9 protein-coding genes and 1 pseudogene are annotated in these 15,534 nt (G+C 38.6%); 7 read left to right on the top strand and 3 right to left on the bottom strand.

The window, feature by feature from the left end:
- From HUW48_RS09110 to HUW48_RS09120, 3 genes and pseudogenes are all read left to right on the top strand, one after another.
- The gene (locus HUW48_RS09110; RefSeq protein WP_182415376.1) at positions 1–1,392 is read left to right on the top strand and encodes an HlyD family secretion protein; all 1,392 of its coding nucleotides are present in this window, start codon (positions 1–3) and stop codon (positions 1,390–1,392) included.
- On the top strand, positions 1,373–2,893 hold the full coding sequence (locus HUW48_RS09115) for a TolC family protein (protein ID WP_182415377.1): 1,521 nt from the start codon (positions 1,373–1,375) through the stop codon (positions 2,891–2,893). Before HUW48_RS09110 ends, HUW48_RS09115 begins: the two co-directional genes overlap by 20 nt.
- Positions 2,894–3,476: 583 nt before the next feature.
- Positions 3,477–3,992: pseudogene (locus HUW48_RS09120) on the top strand (NADPH-dependent FMN reductase).
- Positions 3,993–4,141: 149 nt separating this feature from the next.
- On the opposite strand, the gene HUW48_RS09125 reads toward HUW48_RS09120, so the two are convergent.
- The 3 genes from HUW48_RS09125 to HUW48_RS09135 all read right to left on the bottom strand — a co-directional run bounded on the left by HUW48_RS09125 (position 4,142) and on the right by HUW48_RS09135 (position 7,779).
- The gene (locus HUW48_RS09125) at positions 4,142–4,633 is read right to left on the bottom strand and encodes a VOC family protein (protein ID WP_182415378.1); all 492 of its coding nucleotides are present in this window, start codon (positions 4,631–4,633) and stop codon (positions 4,142–4,144) included.
- A 515-nt stretch (positions 4,634–5,148) separates the two neighbouring features.
- Positions 5,149–6,495, bottom strand: coding sequence for a M20 metallopeptidase family protein (locus tag HUW48_RS09130; RefSeq protein ID WP_246343802.1), 1,347 nt, complete (start codon positions 6,493–6,495; stop codon positions 5,149–5,151).
- A gap of 51 nt (positions 6,496–6,546) precedes the next feature.
- Positions 6,547–7,779, bottom strand: coding sequence for a DcaP family trimeric outer membrane transporter (locus HUW48_RS09135; RefSeq protein ID WP_182415379.1), 1,233 nt, complete (start codon positions 7,777–7,779; stop codon positions 6,547–6,549).
- A gap of 1,424 nt (positions 7,780–9,203) precedes the next feature.
- Between HUW48_RS09135 and gwsG the strand changes: the two genes are divergently transcribed.
- The 4 genes from gwsG (at position 9,204) to HUW48_RS09155 (ending at position 15,381) form a co-directional block, all read left to right on the top strand.
- Complete coding sequence (gene gwsG, locus HUW48_RS09140; RefSeq protein WP_182415380.1) at positions 9,204–10,208, top strand: grasp-with-spasm system ATP-grasp peptide maturase; 1,005 nt, start codon at positions 9,204–9,206, stop codon at positions 10,206–10,208.
- 185 nt (positions 10,209–10,393) lie between these two features.
- Positions 10,394–11,563 (top strand): grasp-with-spasm system SPASM domain peptide maturase, encoded by a 1,170-nt coding sequence (gwsS, locus tag HUW48_RS09145; protein ID WP_182415381.1) that lies wholly within the window; start codon positions 10,394–10,396, stop codon positions 11,561–11,563.
- A gap of 5 nt (positions 11,564–11,568) precedes the next feature.
- Positions 11,569–13,773, top strand: a complete 2,205-nt coding sequence (locus tag HUW48_RS09150; protein WP_182415382.1) for a peptidase domain-containing ABC transporter — start codon at positions 11,569–11,571, stop codon at positions 13,771–13,773.
- 309 nt (positions 13,774–14,082) lie between these two features.
- Positions 14,083–15,381, top strand: a complete 1,299-nt coding sequence (locus HUW48_RS09155) for an HlyD family secretion protein (RefSeq protein WP_182415383.1) — start codon at positions 14,083–14,085, stop codon at positions 15,379–15,381.
- Positions 15,382–15,534 lie beyond the last annotated feature (153 nt).

Below are 15,534 nucleotides of genomic sequence, written 5' to 3' on the forward strand. Positions count from 1 at the left end.
ATGGCACCCGCTGTTAAAAATAAAGAATACCCCGTACAAACTCATCCGCATTACAGTACTGCCGATTTGTTAAAAACGGCTCCTACCGGGCGTACGCTGGCGCTCTGGTGTGGTGGCATTTTTTTAGTTCTTTGCCTGGCCTTATTTCTTCCCTGGACGCAGAATATCCGTTCTAATGGTACGCTTACGGCTTTAAACCCTGCTGGCCGGCCGCAAACGCTGCAAAGTGTAATTTCTGGTCGGATTGAAAAATGGCATGTGCAAGAAGGACAAACCGTACAAAAAGGCGATACCCTGATTAGCATCTCGGAGGTAAAAGACAAGTACTTCGACCCGCAACTATTGCAGCGGTTAAATGAACAAATTGAAGCCAAAAGATTGAGTTTACTGGCTACGCAACAAAAAGCCAAAGCCCTGGAAGATCAAATTGCTAATTTAAAAGGCGGCTTAACGTTTAGCTTAAATAAAGCCCGGAACAAAATAAACCAGGTAAAATTTAAACTGCAAAGTGACAGCGCCGAATTAGTAGCCGCCCAAGCCGATTACAAAATTGCCCAAGTGCAATTGGAACGCCAGGAAGCTTTGTATCAGCAAGGTCTTAAATCGTTGACTGAACTCGAAAGCCGCCGTTTGAAGTTTCAGGAAGTGCGGGCGAAATTGCAGGGTTACGAAAACAAAGTAGCCAGCACCCGCAACGAATTACAAAATGCCCGAATAGAGCTGAATTCTTTAACGGCCGAGTACGGCGAAAAAACCGCCAAAGCCGAATCGGAGTTAAGTTCCACCCGCGGCTACGCCTATACCACCGACGGCGAACTAGCTAAAATAAAAAACGAATACGCCAATACAAAAATCCGGACGAGCTTTTACCACTTAAAGGCTCCGCAGAATGGCATTGTAGTTAAAGCCATGAAAGCCGGTATTGGCGAAACTGTAAAAGAAGGAGAAGCCGTGGCCACCATTTTACCACGCGAAGCGCAGTTAGCCGTGGAGCTGTTCGTAAAATCCATGGACTTTCCATTGATCCGCAAAGGACAACACATTCGTTTGCAATTTGATGGCTGGCCGGCCCTGGTTTTTTCGGGATGGCCCAATTCGGGTTTTGGTACCTTCGGCGGCCGGATTGCCGTGATTGATAACGTAGCTACCATGGGTAAATACCGCATTCTGGTAGTTCCAGATCCGCAAACCGAGCCCTGGCCGGAGGCCTTGCGCATTGGGTCCGGCGTTTATGGCTGGGCTTTATTAAACGACGTGCCCATCTGGTATGAACTGTGGCGGCAGCTAAACGGCTTCCCGGCCGATTATCCGACCCAGGAAACCGGGGCAACTTATGCCCCGAAAGATAAAAAAGAATTAAATGCTTTAACCGATGAAACCAGTGCTGAATAACTATATTACCCAACGGGCGCTATTAGTTTTTTCTCGGGTATTCTCCGGTCAACCACTTCGTGCCTTCTTAACAAAAATTAACCAGTGTAAATTGCTCTTGCTGCTAGGGCTGCTAATTACCGGTAACCCCATCCGCAGCCAGGCCGATACTATAAAAGTAGTAACCTTTGCGGCTTTTTACGATCAAATTAAAGCCAATCATCCGGTGGTGCGTCAGGCTGCTTTATTACCGAAACAGGCGCAGCAGGAACTTCGCATAGCCCGCGGTAATTTCGATCCCCAGGCCATTAGTTATTACGACCGCAAAAATTTTAAAAATCAATTGTACTACGAGAACTGGAATAGTATGGTAAAAGTACCCTTGTGGTTTGGTGCCGATTTAAAAGCCGGTTACGAGCGCAACAAAGGCGTAAACGTTAACCCAGAAGAAAAAACGCCTGCCTCGGGTTTAACTTACGCAGGTATTTCCCTGCCCATCGGCCAAGGATGGCTCATCGACCAACGGCGGGCCACCTTGCGCCAGGCGCAGTTGTTAATTAATGCCGCTGAAGCTGATAAAATTAAAATTATCAACAAATTACTACTGGAAGCCTCTAAAGATTACTGGGATTGGGTGTTAGCGTACCAACGATGGCAATTATACCAAACTGCCTATAACTTATCGGAAGTACGCTACCGTGGAGTGTCCGAACGGGCCCGGTACGGCGATTTAGCTGCCATAGATACCGTAGAAGCCCGAGTTGATTTAATAAACCGGCAGCAATTGTTGCAGCAATCCTTAACCGAATTCCAGAATAGCGGCCTGATAGTTTCAAACTACCTCTGGACTCCGGATCAAAATCCTGTAGAATTAGTTTCATCAGCTGTACCGGCGTTTAATGAATCTGACTTAACCCTGATACCCGCGGACACGCTGCAGCAACTTTTCCGGTTTGCCCAGGAGAACCATCCGGATTTAATAAAACTGGGTTATAAATATAAGCAACTCGAAATTGAGCGCCGGTTAGCCGCCGATAAATTTAAACCAAAATTAAACCTGGAATATAATTTTTTGCGCCAGGACTTTGGCTTACTCGTAGAACAGCTGAACTCTACTTATTTTTTAAATAATTACAAATTAGGAGTGAGTTTTAACTACCCTTTGCTGCTCCGGAGCGAACGCGGCAAATGGCAGCTTACCCGGTACAAGTTAACTGAAACCGATTTAGCGCTAACCCAAACCCAACGCGATATAACCACCGCCCTGCAAACCACTTATAACGAATTGCAGATGTTAGCGGCCCAAATAAAAACCCAGGAAACCCTGGTTTCTCAAGCTGATATCTTGCGCCGGGGCGAACAAACCCGGTTCGAAAACGGCGAAAGTTCTTTGTTTTTAGTAAATACCCGGGAAATGAATGTAATTAACCAGAATGTAAAATTTTGGGAATTAAAAACCAAATACGTAAAATCAATCGCATTTTTATATTGGTCAGCTGGCAATATGGACCATTTAGAATAACTTGGTTATTTTGTGGGATTTTCAGATAAGTAAGATTATGTAATCCAGCCTTTTTTGGCGTTACTACCATTATTTTTTAGTTCCTCCTAGCCGAATATGGATGCTGATGGTTAATACTGCGGGGTAAAAAGCCATTTTTTCGCCTGGTCAATATCGTTGAATTTGTTTTGCATTAGAGAAGAAATTAGCGTGCTTATTGTAATAGAAGCAGCAAGCCGTTAAAACCTCCATTATCGGGCAAAGGCATTTATAGCACTACTAAGGTGGGTACACTCTACGTCAAATACGCTGGTGATTATATTTTTTTTATCAATTCAAATAAAGCTCTTTGACACAATGGGAGTTTATCCTCTGGGCACATGCTGAACTTGTTGCTTTTGCCTTTAGGATTTTTGATAGATAGATTTAGTAAATTTCGGCAGCAATTACCAGGAGCATGAGTACAAATTCGCTCTACCTTTTATTAACGTTCTTCTTAGCCGACCAGCACATAAAGATTATCTCTGCTTAATAATAGGTGATGCTCAGCAGAAAATTTACCTGAGCAAATTTTTGTGTTTTCTATTAACTCTCGTTTTTTTCATTGCTTTCCGTACTTAGTGTAAAGCTATTTCAGGAGTTTACCCTTGCTCCTGAATCATTATCGCTTAACATTATAAGTATTGCAGGAATTCCCATGTTTAATGAAGACCTAGAAGCAACTCCCCCTCCGGAATGGCTAGAACTTCGGAAGAAAATTGTTGCTGCCGATGGCTTACTTTTCCTCACCCCTGAATACAACCGTTCGGTACCTGGAGTATAAAAAAATGTTATTGATGTGGGTTCCCGTCCTTACGGAAAAAATTTCTGGGATGGAAAACCTGGCGGGGTAATAAGTGTATCCATTGGAAATATAAGTGGATTTGGTGCAAACCACCATTTACGCCAGTCACTAGTCTTTGTAAATGTGACTACAATGGCACAACCGAAAGCCTATATAGGAGGAGCTGCCAATTTATTTAATGATAACGGAAATCTTATCAACAAATCTACCAGAGATTTCTTAAAAAGCTTTATGGTGGCGTTTGAAAAATGGATTGCTATGCATGCAAAAAAGTAAGCTGCAGAAATTAGGAAGGCACAGTTGCCTCCTTAATTTCTGTTTTTAAAGAGGTGCTGGCATTCATCTATTCCTTTTTATTTTTAGCAAACGTTAAAATAAACCTTTGGTAATTAAATTCAAATAAATAAAACTACCTGATGACTACATCAACTTGCTTCTTTCAGCAAATCTTCCAGATCAAGGGGGTGCGTATACATGGTAAGGGAACCATTAGATTCTTTTGGCCAGCTATTTCTGGGTTTGTCCCAATACAGTTCCACACCATTATTATCGGGGTCGCGTAAATATAGGGCTTCGGACACACCATGGTCAGAAGCTCCAATGTTAGGATAGTTGGCAGTGCGCAGCCTTTTGTAAATGTTTGCCAAATCTTTCCGGGTAGGATAAACAATCGCCGTGTGATATAGCCCCACTCCTTCCCGGGTAGCGGGAGGGGCATCTTTACTATTCCAGGTATTTAACCCAATGTGATGATGATAACCGCCGGCTGAAATAAAGGCAGCTGCATCACCGTAGTACATCATAAGTTCAAAGCCTAACAAGTCGCAATAAAAGGCCAGGGAACGTTTTAAGTCCGATACTTTTAAATGAACGTGTCCAATTCTGGTTTCTGTCGGTATTTTATATTCGGTATCCATAAAAACGTTTAATTAATTTAAAAAATATTTTTTGTTAATGACGCACTATTTAGAAAGTGGCATTACTACTCTTGCTTATTAATCTCATTCTGATAGGATTATAAAGTTTTACTTCGAGATAAATAATCCAGGTAATTTTTGCTGCTTTCAATTAATAATTGCATAAACCAGTTAAAGTGGTAAAGCTGGTTCATTAAAAATAAATGATTCTGGGGAATGAATAAAAAGAACCGCTACAACATTGTAAAAATTTAGGATAAGGCGGCTAACAAGGTAGCGAAACCAATTAAAATTAATTTAGAATCAACTACTTCGGTCTAGAATAGCCAATACCTAGATAAGTTCAACCCTAGATCAAATACCCTAAAGGGGTTGAAATCCTATTAAATCCCCTGCTTGGAGCATCCCGAATAAGTGATAACAAGCGTTAACTTTACTACTACTTTAGTTATTAACAAAGCCAATTTTTTATTTAGGTTTAAACATGGTTGATCTCTAATAAATAGTCTATTGATTTAGTTATTTAAGTAGTCCAGAATAATTTGTACTTGAGCTTTTACTCCATTTTGTAAGGCGCTTTCATCCACATTAAATTTAGGGTTATGGTTGGCAGCACCTTCCCCAATGCCCAAGGTAATAAAACCGACCGGTGCTATTTTTTTGTAATAGGCAAAATCTTCACTAGCGGTCATCATGGGAGCATTAAAAATTTGATCCTTCCCCAAGATGGTAGCCGCACTGTTTCTAGCCAGAGTAGTAAGGGCAGCATCGTTTTGAATGGCCGGATAGGTAGGAATATATTCTAATTTGTAAGTAGCGCCATAGGCCTTGGTGGTGTTGTCAATGATAGTTTTTATTCTGTTTTCTACCATTTTCCTGGTTTCTTCTGACGTAGTACGAATGCTGGCAGCTAATTCCGCCTTGTCTGCAATCACATTGGGCGCATCCCCCGATTGAAATTTACCGATAGAAACTACCGTCATTTCTCCGGGTGTCACATTGCGGGATACAACAGTTTGTAAAGCGCTCACAACTGCCGCGCCTACCACTATCGGGTCAATTCCCAGATGGGGCATAGAACCATGCGATCCCTTTCCAATAATAGTTAGATTAAAGATGTCCTGAGCGGTCGAAGCGGCTCCTTCAGGCAAAATACCAACGTGGCCGGCTGGGAAATTAGGCAAAACATGCATTCCAAAAAAAGCATCTATTCCCTTTAAATCCCCGGAATTAACAATATCTAAAGCTCCTCCGGGTGGTTGTTCCTCAGCGTGCTGAAATATAAAGTAAACCGTACCTTTAATCTGATCCTGCATTTTGGATAAGGTAGTGGCAGTAGCTAGCAGCATAGCCGTATGCGCATCATGACCACAAGCGTGACTAACATTTTTCATTTTAGAGCTATAAGGCAACCCGGTTTCTTCCTGCAATGGCAAGGCATCCATGTCGGCTCTAGAAGCTACGGTTTTTCCCGGTTGGGCACCTTTTAGTACACCAATAACGCTGGTTTTAGCCGGTTTTATAATTTCAATGTTGGAAAGGGATTTTAGTACATCTTCCACGTACTTACTGGTTTGCTCTTCTTTAAAAGATACTTCCGGATTTTGATGGATGTGCCTTCTCCATTTTATAAGATCTTGGGTTGGTATGTTTTGCACCCAGGTAGCATTGTTATTATTGGGAGGAGTAGTTTTAGGTGGATTCATCTGAGGTTTAGAAGAGGATTCGGTTTCGGTTTGTTTTTCAGTTTTTGTTTCGGATCCAGGCCCTGTTTTAGTTTCATTTTCAGTCTTGGACTGACTGCAAGCCAGTACCATGGCAACCATGACAGCCAAATAAAGGAACGTCAGAACTTTTTTCATGTTTTCATAATATCTAAAGTGGGAAATCCATATTACTCGAATTATATCGTCTTATTGATTTGTGTTCTCAAAAACTAAATGGGAGAAACTGTATTTAATTGAAAATTGCACTCTAACCACCGAGGAGCTAAAACCATCACTAAAATTATTCCTCTTTCCCCATTGCAGTTCAGCTCCCATCATAGCTTGTGAAAAGGGCTGGTAGAGTAAATTAAAAGTGGCATAATGCCCCTTTTTAAAAGCATTAGGCGCTTGAGCATCCGAGTTAGAAATTCGTACCTGGGAATACCCCAGCGTGCTGCTCCATTTGCTATTCCAGTTACGTTCCAGAAAGGCAAGGCCACCCATAACCGGCAATGCCATTCCTAAAACGGGTGTAGTAGGATCGCTTAAATTATTTTTAATGCCTACATCAGCACCAGCATCCGTTAAATGGTTCTCAATACCCTTGCCATAGACCAATTGTCCTCGGAAAAGAGTTTTACTATCTAATTGCTGGTTGGAGCTGATGTTAAAACCCCATCCGATTTCATTTCCACTTAAGTCAATAGGAGCATTACCGGTATCTTCCCACCGAATCCATTTTAAAGCACCCGCCAACTCGATGTATCCCTTTCCGGTAATTCTGCGGTAATCCATGGCCAAGTCTGGTAATTTAAATTCGGGCCGCACGTTTTGCAGTTCTATTCGTTCGGCATAAATACCCGACTCGGTAACGGCACCTGGTTGTTCCAAGGCAATTCCCCATCTATCCTGTTCCCCAACCTGCATATAACGCACCTGGATAGGCCGCAGAAAGGCTCTGCTGGGCGGGGCTCCGAAATCTAGGGTGTTGGGAGTTACATCAACATCGGTGAAAAGGCTTTCGGTTTGCCCAACAGTAAATCTTCCTAGTTCAACATAAGCCTTCCGGAAGCGGAAAGTGGTTTGGCCTACGTCCGGTCCGACACCAAAAAGGTCGAATTCAAAATTAGCTTTGAGCTTGCCCAAAGGCGTTTGCGACAGGCTATTTAACCCCAATCTGGTTTGACGAACGCTGAAATATATTTTCCCATCCGGCGCAAATTGGTCTTTATACTGGGGGAGTTTGGTAACGCGAAGTACATCAAACCAATTGGGATCAATTTGCTTGAAATTATAACCTACATCGGCCTTGATGTACCCATATACTTCCAGGCTTTTTTCTTGTTCCTGCGCTTTCGCAGAATTGATGATTAACAGAAAAAGTAACAGGAACAAGACCTGTCGAAAATTTATACTGAGGGAATAATTGAAATGGCTCATTTCATATTATTTTGGCAGGCTATACCTTTGTATACGAATGCCTTAAGAAATGAGCATGAATTTTTTATTTATATATAAAATTATCTTTTATAAATAAATTCCTTGTAACCGCTTGAAATCATGTTTTTTTAATTTCTACTTTTAGCTGTTTTTCAGCCACCATTATCATGGTCTTTAAGGCAGTATTTTGCTGTTAAATTGTATTAGCTACGTTTGCGTTTAAGTTAATTATTGCTTAACCTGATCAGCAGGTGCTATGAAAGTTTCAGCGGAAAAGCTGATTTTGGTCGATAATATCTGAACAACTTCGTTTTATTTTATAAGCCATTCCATTCTTTAATTTTAATCAGGAAACATAGTATTGTAAGCTTCCTTGAAAATAGAACTATCTTAAATGAGGGAAAACCTTAACTTCCCAAAAAAAATCCAAAGTTCTCCAAGAGCTTGAGGAATACAAAAGTGCGGGTGAAATTAGCCAAAGGTTCATAAGTGATGCTTTGCTGAATGGCGAAATGTTTCATTGTTTCCATGCGCTGGATGGTTACAAATGGTGGGCTTTCCAGTAATAATATCTTAAGTTGCCTTTATTTTATTACTTTGATAAGATTTTTTGAATAAGTAAATCAACTTACCTAGTTCCAGTTTCGTGAACTTCTCCTGATTCTCTGCTTACTTTATTTTAATTCTACCGGTTTAAATACCGTAATTCTGGACGGCACCAAATCTATTTAAATACAATATTTCTTTACGAGTAGCTTTACTTAACTCTTCCCGGATTTAGTAGAAATTACTTTTAAGGTAAGAATTTAACAGTTCCCAGACTTAAACAAACTTTATTCCAGCTGGTCAAGATCCTTCTTGCCTGCGTATTAAGTTTTAATTCCAGTATCAGTTGGTATTTATTTTTTTTCTAAAAATTATGAACAACTGAAAAATTAACAGCAGCTCCACAAATACTTTATAAAATAATTTATTTTTTCTGTTAACCTTTTCTTCAAACAGCTACTAATCTGTACATCCGTCAGATGAAAGTTTAATTAACTATTTTTTCAATTTTCCCGGTTAACTTTTTTTATAAATAGCTACTAAATTATAAATCTACTAATAGAAGTTTAAACATAATAATATCAAATAAACAATTTACGCGGAAGCCGAAAAGCGGGTAGAGTAGGCAACAATTAATCAATTATTATTTTATGAAAAAGTTTAAGATCACCAAAAAAGGTAAAAATTTAGAAGCATCGAAATTAACGAAAGATCAAATGTTTCTAACATCCGGTGGGTTGCGCTCAACTTGTACTTGCAACACCTACAATGTTTGTCATATAGACGGAACAGATGATTAAAAGACGAATAGTCTGTTGGTGTAATCTATACCAGCAGACTATTTATTTCAATTGTATTAACTTGTAAATAGAGTAATTGTGATTTGTATATTTAGCACTTCCCTCGATCAATCCACAACTGAAGTAATCCGATGGCTTCATTATTTAGGCAAAAAAGATGTAATCAGAGTGAATTATAATGATAGGAACATTCGCATTTGTTTGGATATTACAGAAGGGCAATTTTCTTTTAAATGGAATGAAAAACTTGTTTATTTAAATGATATTGAAGCTGTATGGTACCGAAAAGGAAAAAATTGGCTGTGCGATCAATTCTTTTCGGTTACTGTGGAAGATCGTGCTTCTTTTACCTCCTATTTTAATAATAAATTAAAGAACGAAGAGGCGAGATTAACAGAGTACCTGCATTACATTATTGAAAACACGGTTCCTGCTCTGGGATCTTCAACAAAAGGTAATTTAAATAAGTTAGTGGTACTGGCTATGGCTAAAGCTACTGGGTTGCTGATTCCGGACTTTTACATTACTAATTACAGAGAAGGAGTAGAAAAAGTATTTAGACAATTGCCGGATTTAATTACAAAGTCTATGTCCGATGGACTTTATTTATTTGATACTATAGAGAAATCAACCGGTTATTTTTCCTACACGGAAAAATTAAATAAAAACGGAACTACCCTTTTACCCGAACAAATATCGCCGTCTTTTCTGCAGAAAAATATACATAAGAAATATGAAGTCAGAGTGTTTTTTTTAGAGAATACGTGCTATTCTATGGCCATACTTTCCCAGAACGATGAGCAAACCAAAACCGATTACCGGAAATACAATGAAAAAAAGCCTAACCGGTATGTTCCTTATAAACTTCCCCGGGAGCTTGATCAAAAGATCAAGCTGTTATTCAAAAAGCTTGATTTAAATACCGGTTCCGTTGATTTGATGATTGATCAGCAAGATAATGCTTATTTTCTGGAAATAAATCCGGTTGGTCAATTTGGAATGTTATCTGATCCGTGTAATTATTTTTTAGAAAAACAAGTGGCTTTACACCTCTTACATCATGCACGAACCAGAACAAATTAATCTTTGGAGTACCGCTGAATCACACCTTCCTCTTGGATTCAAAAGGATTCATCTGGAGAAGATACCGCCTCTTCAAATAGAAAATAAACTTGTACTTTATAATAAAAAGTATTGTTTCAGCACCAAGCAGGTATCCGTGGCCAACAAACCCATTTCAAAAATTTTGGAATAAAAGTAATTCAACTATGAGCTTACAATTAAATATTAATCTAGATACTTATCTTCATCTGCATGCTGATTGTATTCCGGTAAAGGGAGCCACGCGGTTTGTAATTTGCGACTTAACCAGAAACGAATTACTATTTTTTCCAAGCGAATATTATGAAGTATTGGAATATTTGAGAAGCGATAAGATTGGTTTTCTTCTAAAAGATATAATCAGTGAAGAAGAAAAAACTTTGGTTGTGGAATTTATAGAATTCTTAAATCAACACGAATTTATTTCCTTTTTGCACGATCCTTCTTTGTTTCCGGCTATTGAAGAAAAATGGGATATACCAGCGATTATTCAAAATGCCATTATTGATGTAGATATTACTTATCACGACTTTGATAAAATTTTTCAGGAATTAGATGAACTGGGTTGTCAGTTTGTTCAGATAAGATCTTTTTCTGATATTCTATCACTAGATGGCTTGTACCAGGTGCTTTCATCTGCTCATCATAAATCTATTCAGAGCATTGAATTAATTTTAAAATATAACGCTCATATTTCGGATGAAGCTTATATAAAATTAATAGAAGATCATCCTATCATAGCGGGTTTAACAATTCATTCTTCGCCGGAAAAAAGAACCTTAATTGTGGATTATGGCTGTGATATAGAATCAATTCGCTACGTTGATAAACACATTCACCTGGTTACTCAACAAATTACTTCTCAAGCTCATTGCGGAATTATAAATGTAAAGAGTTTAAATGCACCTACCGTAAATAATTTTTTCGAAACCAAATTATTTAATGGCTGCTTAAACCGGAAAGTGTCGGTTGATACCAATGGCGAGATCAAAAACTGTCCATCCATGCTAACATCCTACGGCAATATTAAGGATACAAGTTTAAGCGAAGCGATTAATAACTACGGATTTACAGATACATGGAAGATTACCAAAGACCAGATAGCCGTTTGTAAGGATTGTGAATTCAGGTATGTCTGTTCGGATTGCCGGGCGTACGTAGAGAATCCAGAGGATATTTTTAGTAAACCTCTAAAGTGCGGCTATAATCCTTATACCTGTGAGTGGGAAGAGTGGAGCCAGAACCCTTTAAAGCAGAAAGCCATTGCCTTTTACTACTTAAATGATTCGATAATGGATCAAAATCGGACCAAGGTAACTTCCGCTCTTAGCGCGTAAATTGAATGAAAAAATTTACTTTTTACCGGCAACTAGATGAGATGGATTGTGGTCCTACTTGTTTGAAAATGATTGCTGCTTTTTATGGTAAAGTATACGCAACCGAGTATTTAAGGGAACTAAGCCATACTACCCGCGAAGGAGTTTCGCTAATGGGATTATCCGAGGCAGCAGAAGCTATTGCTATGAAATCTTTCGCGGTAAAAGTTGATTTTACTACCCTGCTAAACGATGTAACTTTACCTTGTATTATTCACTGGCAACAAAACCATTTTGTAGTAGTTTACCGGATTGGAAAGAATAAAATATGGGTAGCCGACCCGAGTTTTAATTTAATCACCTACTCCAAAGAAGAATTTTTAGCCGGTTGGCTATATAACAAGAAAAAAACCGCTACCGACGAAGGCATTGTTTTTATAGTAGAACCTACAGTTCAATTTTTTGAAGAAGAAACCGGCACAGAGAATCGCCGGACTGGAATAAAAATATTATTTCCTTACCTGAAACCTTTTACCAAATATATTTTACAGTTGTTTGTCGGCTTAATCATAGCCAGTATTCTGCAACTTATTTTTCCTTTTCTTACCCAAGGGGTAGTCGATTACGGCATAAAAAACCAGAACATCCACTTTATTTACTTAATGCTATTTGCCCAGTTAATGCTGTTCTTTTCGCAATCTACGGTAGAGATAATTAGAAGCTGGATTTTATTGCACGTGGGTTCCAGAATGAGCATTTCCCTATTATCTGATTTTCTGGTTAAGGTAATGAAGCTCCCAATTGCTTTTTTTGATTCAAAAATGACCGGCGACCTGTTGCAACGGATAGAAGACCATAACCGCATCGAATCTTTATTATCATCTACTACCTTAAACGTTTTATTTTCGGTGGTTAACTTATTTGTATTCGGAACCATCCTGGCATTTTATAACCTATCTATTTTGCTGATTTTTTTGCTAGGGGCCGTGCTATATTCGGGCTGGGTTTTATTTTTTATGAAAAGAAGAGCCACCCTGGACTTCAAGCGTTATAGTTATGAATCGGAAAACCGCAACAGCCTCATTCAATTAATTCAGGGAATGCAGGAGATTAAATTAAATAATTCGGAGAAGAGAAGGCGCTGGGAATGGGAAACTACCCAGGTAAAATTATTTAAAATTTCCCTGAAAGGATTAACAGTAGCTCAATACCAGACTTTAGGTGCCAACTTTATAAATCAAATCAAGAATATTTTCATTACGTTTTTATCCGCCAAGGCAGTAATACAGGGAGATATGACATTAGGGATGATGCTGGCGGTACAATACATTATCGGACAATTAAATGAGCCTATCAATAATTTTATATCTTTTACCAGAACGGCCCAGGACGCTTCTTTAAGCCTACAAAGACTGGGTGAAATTCATGATAAAGAAGAGGAAGAAAAAAATAATTTAGCGCAAACTCCTTTTCTTGCTACTTATGCCAAAGATATTTTTATAAATAATGTAAGCTTTAGTTACAGTGGGCCCAATAGTCCGGCAATTTTAAAAGATCTTGATTTTTATATTCCGCAGGGTAAAGTTACCGCCATTGTGGGAGCCAGCGGCAGCGGTAAAACCACCTTGTTAAAACTCTTACTTAAATTTTATGCTCCTACCCAAGGCAAAATACAAGTGGGTAATATTAGCCTAAATACAATAAGTGCCCGAGCCTGGCGAGAAAAATGTGGAGTAGTAATGCAAGACGGTTTTATTTTTGCCGACACCATAGCCCGCAATATCACCGAATCAGATTCCCACACTTCCATCGATAGAAAAAGGTTGCTGCATGCGGTACGAGTAGCCAATATAGAAAATTTCATAGAATCTCTACCACAGGGGTACAACACTAATATTGGCGGTAATGGCATTGCTCTAAGCGGCGGCGAAAAACAACGCTTATTAATTGCCCGGGCAGTATATAAAAATCCGGAATTTTTGTTTTTCGACGAAGCTACCAGCGCGCTGGATGCCAATAACGAAAAAATTATAATGAAGCGCTTAGAGGATTTTTATGCCGGCCGAACAGTAGTAGTGATTGCGCACCGGTTGAGCACCGTAAAAAATGCGGACCAGGTACTTATGATGGACCAGGGAAGAATTATTGAAAGCGGTTCTCACGACTATTTAACTCAGACTAAAGGAGCGTATTATACCCTGGTTAAAAATCAATTGGAACTAGGCAATTAATATTTACTAAATAGTTGCTCGTTAGTAGTTGATCATTGTTAACTAAATAAATTTATCAGGACTTTCGCCTAACATGATAAAAGTCCTAATCTGGGCAAATCTATTAGTGCAGAAGGAAAAAGTAAGCGGAATAAAGAAGTTGAATCTGTAAGAGTAAAAAGTAGGCAAAAAGTCCCTCTTTGAAGGAGATAAGGGGAGGATAAAAAGCTTAGCCCATTCTATTTGCGGGAGCCCTGTTTATATTAACTATTCGAATAAAAATGTATATCAGTTTAACAACGAGCAATCAATAATGAACAACGTAATAGTATGGACAGGTACAGCAAAGTAGAGGATATCCTGGATAGAAGCGACGACATTACCGAGGTAATGACGCAAATTCCGCATTGGATAGTGAGAGGAGGAATGACTTACTTATTTTTTTGCATTGTTTCGTTGTTAGGCATTGGTTGGTTTATCCGGTATCCGGATGTGATTAATTCGAAGCTGATACTTACTTCCTCTAATCCACCTGCTCGAATAGTAGCGCAAGCTAATGGTAAACTTCAGCATATTTTTTTTAAAGAAAACGACCAGGTAGAAACAGGAGCATTACTAGGCGTAATCGAAAACCCGGCGAATAGTTCAGAAGTATTGGATTTACTAAATTCATTACGTTCTACTCATTTTTCAACCCTACTTACTAAACAAACCCTAAATTTACCCGATGAAAGTAACCTGGGCGAATTGCAGAAAGAATACGCAGCTTTTAACCGGGCTTACCAGGAATTAAAACTTTTCAACCAAATAGATCCGGTTGCCAAAGAAATTTCAGCCACACGGCAGGAATTAAAGGAACATATAAACTTATTGGAAAAGCAGGCCAAGGAAAAGGAATTTTATAAAACCGAAGTTAACTTAGTAAAAAAAGATTATGATCGAAATGCCTTTCTGTACAAAAATAAAGTTATTGCCGACAAGCAAATAGAAGATAATGAAAGGGAATTACTCGGGGTTAAACGAAGCTTTGAACAACTAGAATCCAACATTGCCTCCACTAAAATTAAGTTAGTGCAATTGCAAAAAGCCCTAGTTTTATTAGTAATACAAAATCAGGAAAAAAGAAATCAATATGAGTTAAGCTTTACGGAGTCTTATAAAAATTTATTAAGCGCACTATCAAACTGGGAGCAAAAATACCTGTTAAAATCTCCTATTTCGGGGAAAGTAACTTATTTAAAATACTGGAGCAATAATCAATATGTAACCACAGGGGATGAAGTAATGGTAATTGTACCGCATACGGCCCAGACAATCATTGGTAAAATAGCGTTGCCTATCCAAAACTCCGGCAAAGTAAAAGTGGGACAAAAAGTAAATATCTACTTGAAAAACTATCCTTACCAGGAGTTTGGAACTATACTTGGCCTGGTAAAATCCATATCATTGGTTCCGAAAGATAATTTGTATGTAATTGAAATTATACTTCCAAGTGGTCTAAAAACCAGTTATCATAAAAAGTTAGATTTTAAGCAGGAAATGCAGGGCAGTGCCGAAATTATTACAGAAGAATTAAGACTATTGGAACGAATATTTTATCAATTCCGGGTCTTGAGGCAGAATATATAAAAATATCTTTAAACTAAAAATAAACTGAGTCTGGACAAAGCACTTAATTCTTGGCCAGACTCAGTTTATTTATAAGACACAAAATAAAAGGTTTTAATAATTAAATAGTAGCCATAGTACAGATTAGGCATTTTTAAAAATATAACTATTTAG

It is taken from the genome of Adhaeribacter radiodurans (genome assembly GCF_014075995.1).
Lineage (GTDB): Bacteria > Bacteroidota > Bacteroidia > Cytophagales > Hymenobacteraceae > Adhaeribacter > Adhaeribacter radiodurans.

What these genes read in the sequence shown, in the direction of transcription:
- HUW48_RS09135 (WP_182415379.1), bottom strand. Translation starts at nt 7,779, where the DNA reads ATGAGCCATTTCAATTATTCCCTCAGTATAAATTTTCGACAGGTCTTG.
- HUW48_RS09125 (WP_182415378.1), bottom strand. Translation starts at nt 4,633, where the DNA reads ATGGATACCGAATATAAAATACCGACAGAAACCAGAATTGGACACGTT.
- HUW48_RS09115 (WP_182415377.1), top strand. Translation starts at nt 1,373, where the DNA reads ATGAAACCAGTGCTGAATAACTATATTACCCAACGGGCGCTATTAGTT.
- HUW48_RS09130 (WP_246343802.1), bottom strand. Translation starts at nt 6,495, where the DNA reads ATGAAAAAAGTTCTGACGTTCCTTTATTTGGCTGTCATGGTTGCCATG.
- HUW48_RS09155 (WP_182415383.1), top strand. Translation starts at nt 14,083, where the DNA reads ATGGACAGGTACAGCAAAGTAGAGGATATCCTGGATAGAAGCGACGAC.
- HUW48_RS09150 (WP_182415382.1), top strand. Translation starts at nt 11,569, where the DNA reads ATGAAAAAATTTACTTTTTACCGGCAACTAGATGAGATGGATTGTGGT.
- HUW48_RS09110 (WP_182415376.1), top strand. Translation starts at nt 1, where the DNA reads ATGGCACCCGCTGTTAAAAATAAAGAATACCCCGTACAAACTCATCCG.
- gwsS (WP_182415381.1), top strand. Translation starts at nt 10,394, where the DNA reads ATGAGCTTACAATTAAATATTAATCTAGATACTTATCTTCATCTGCAT.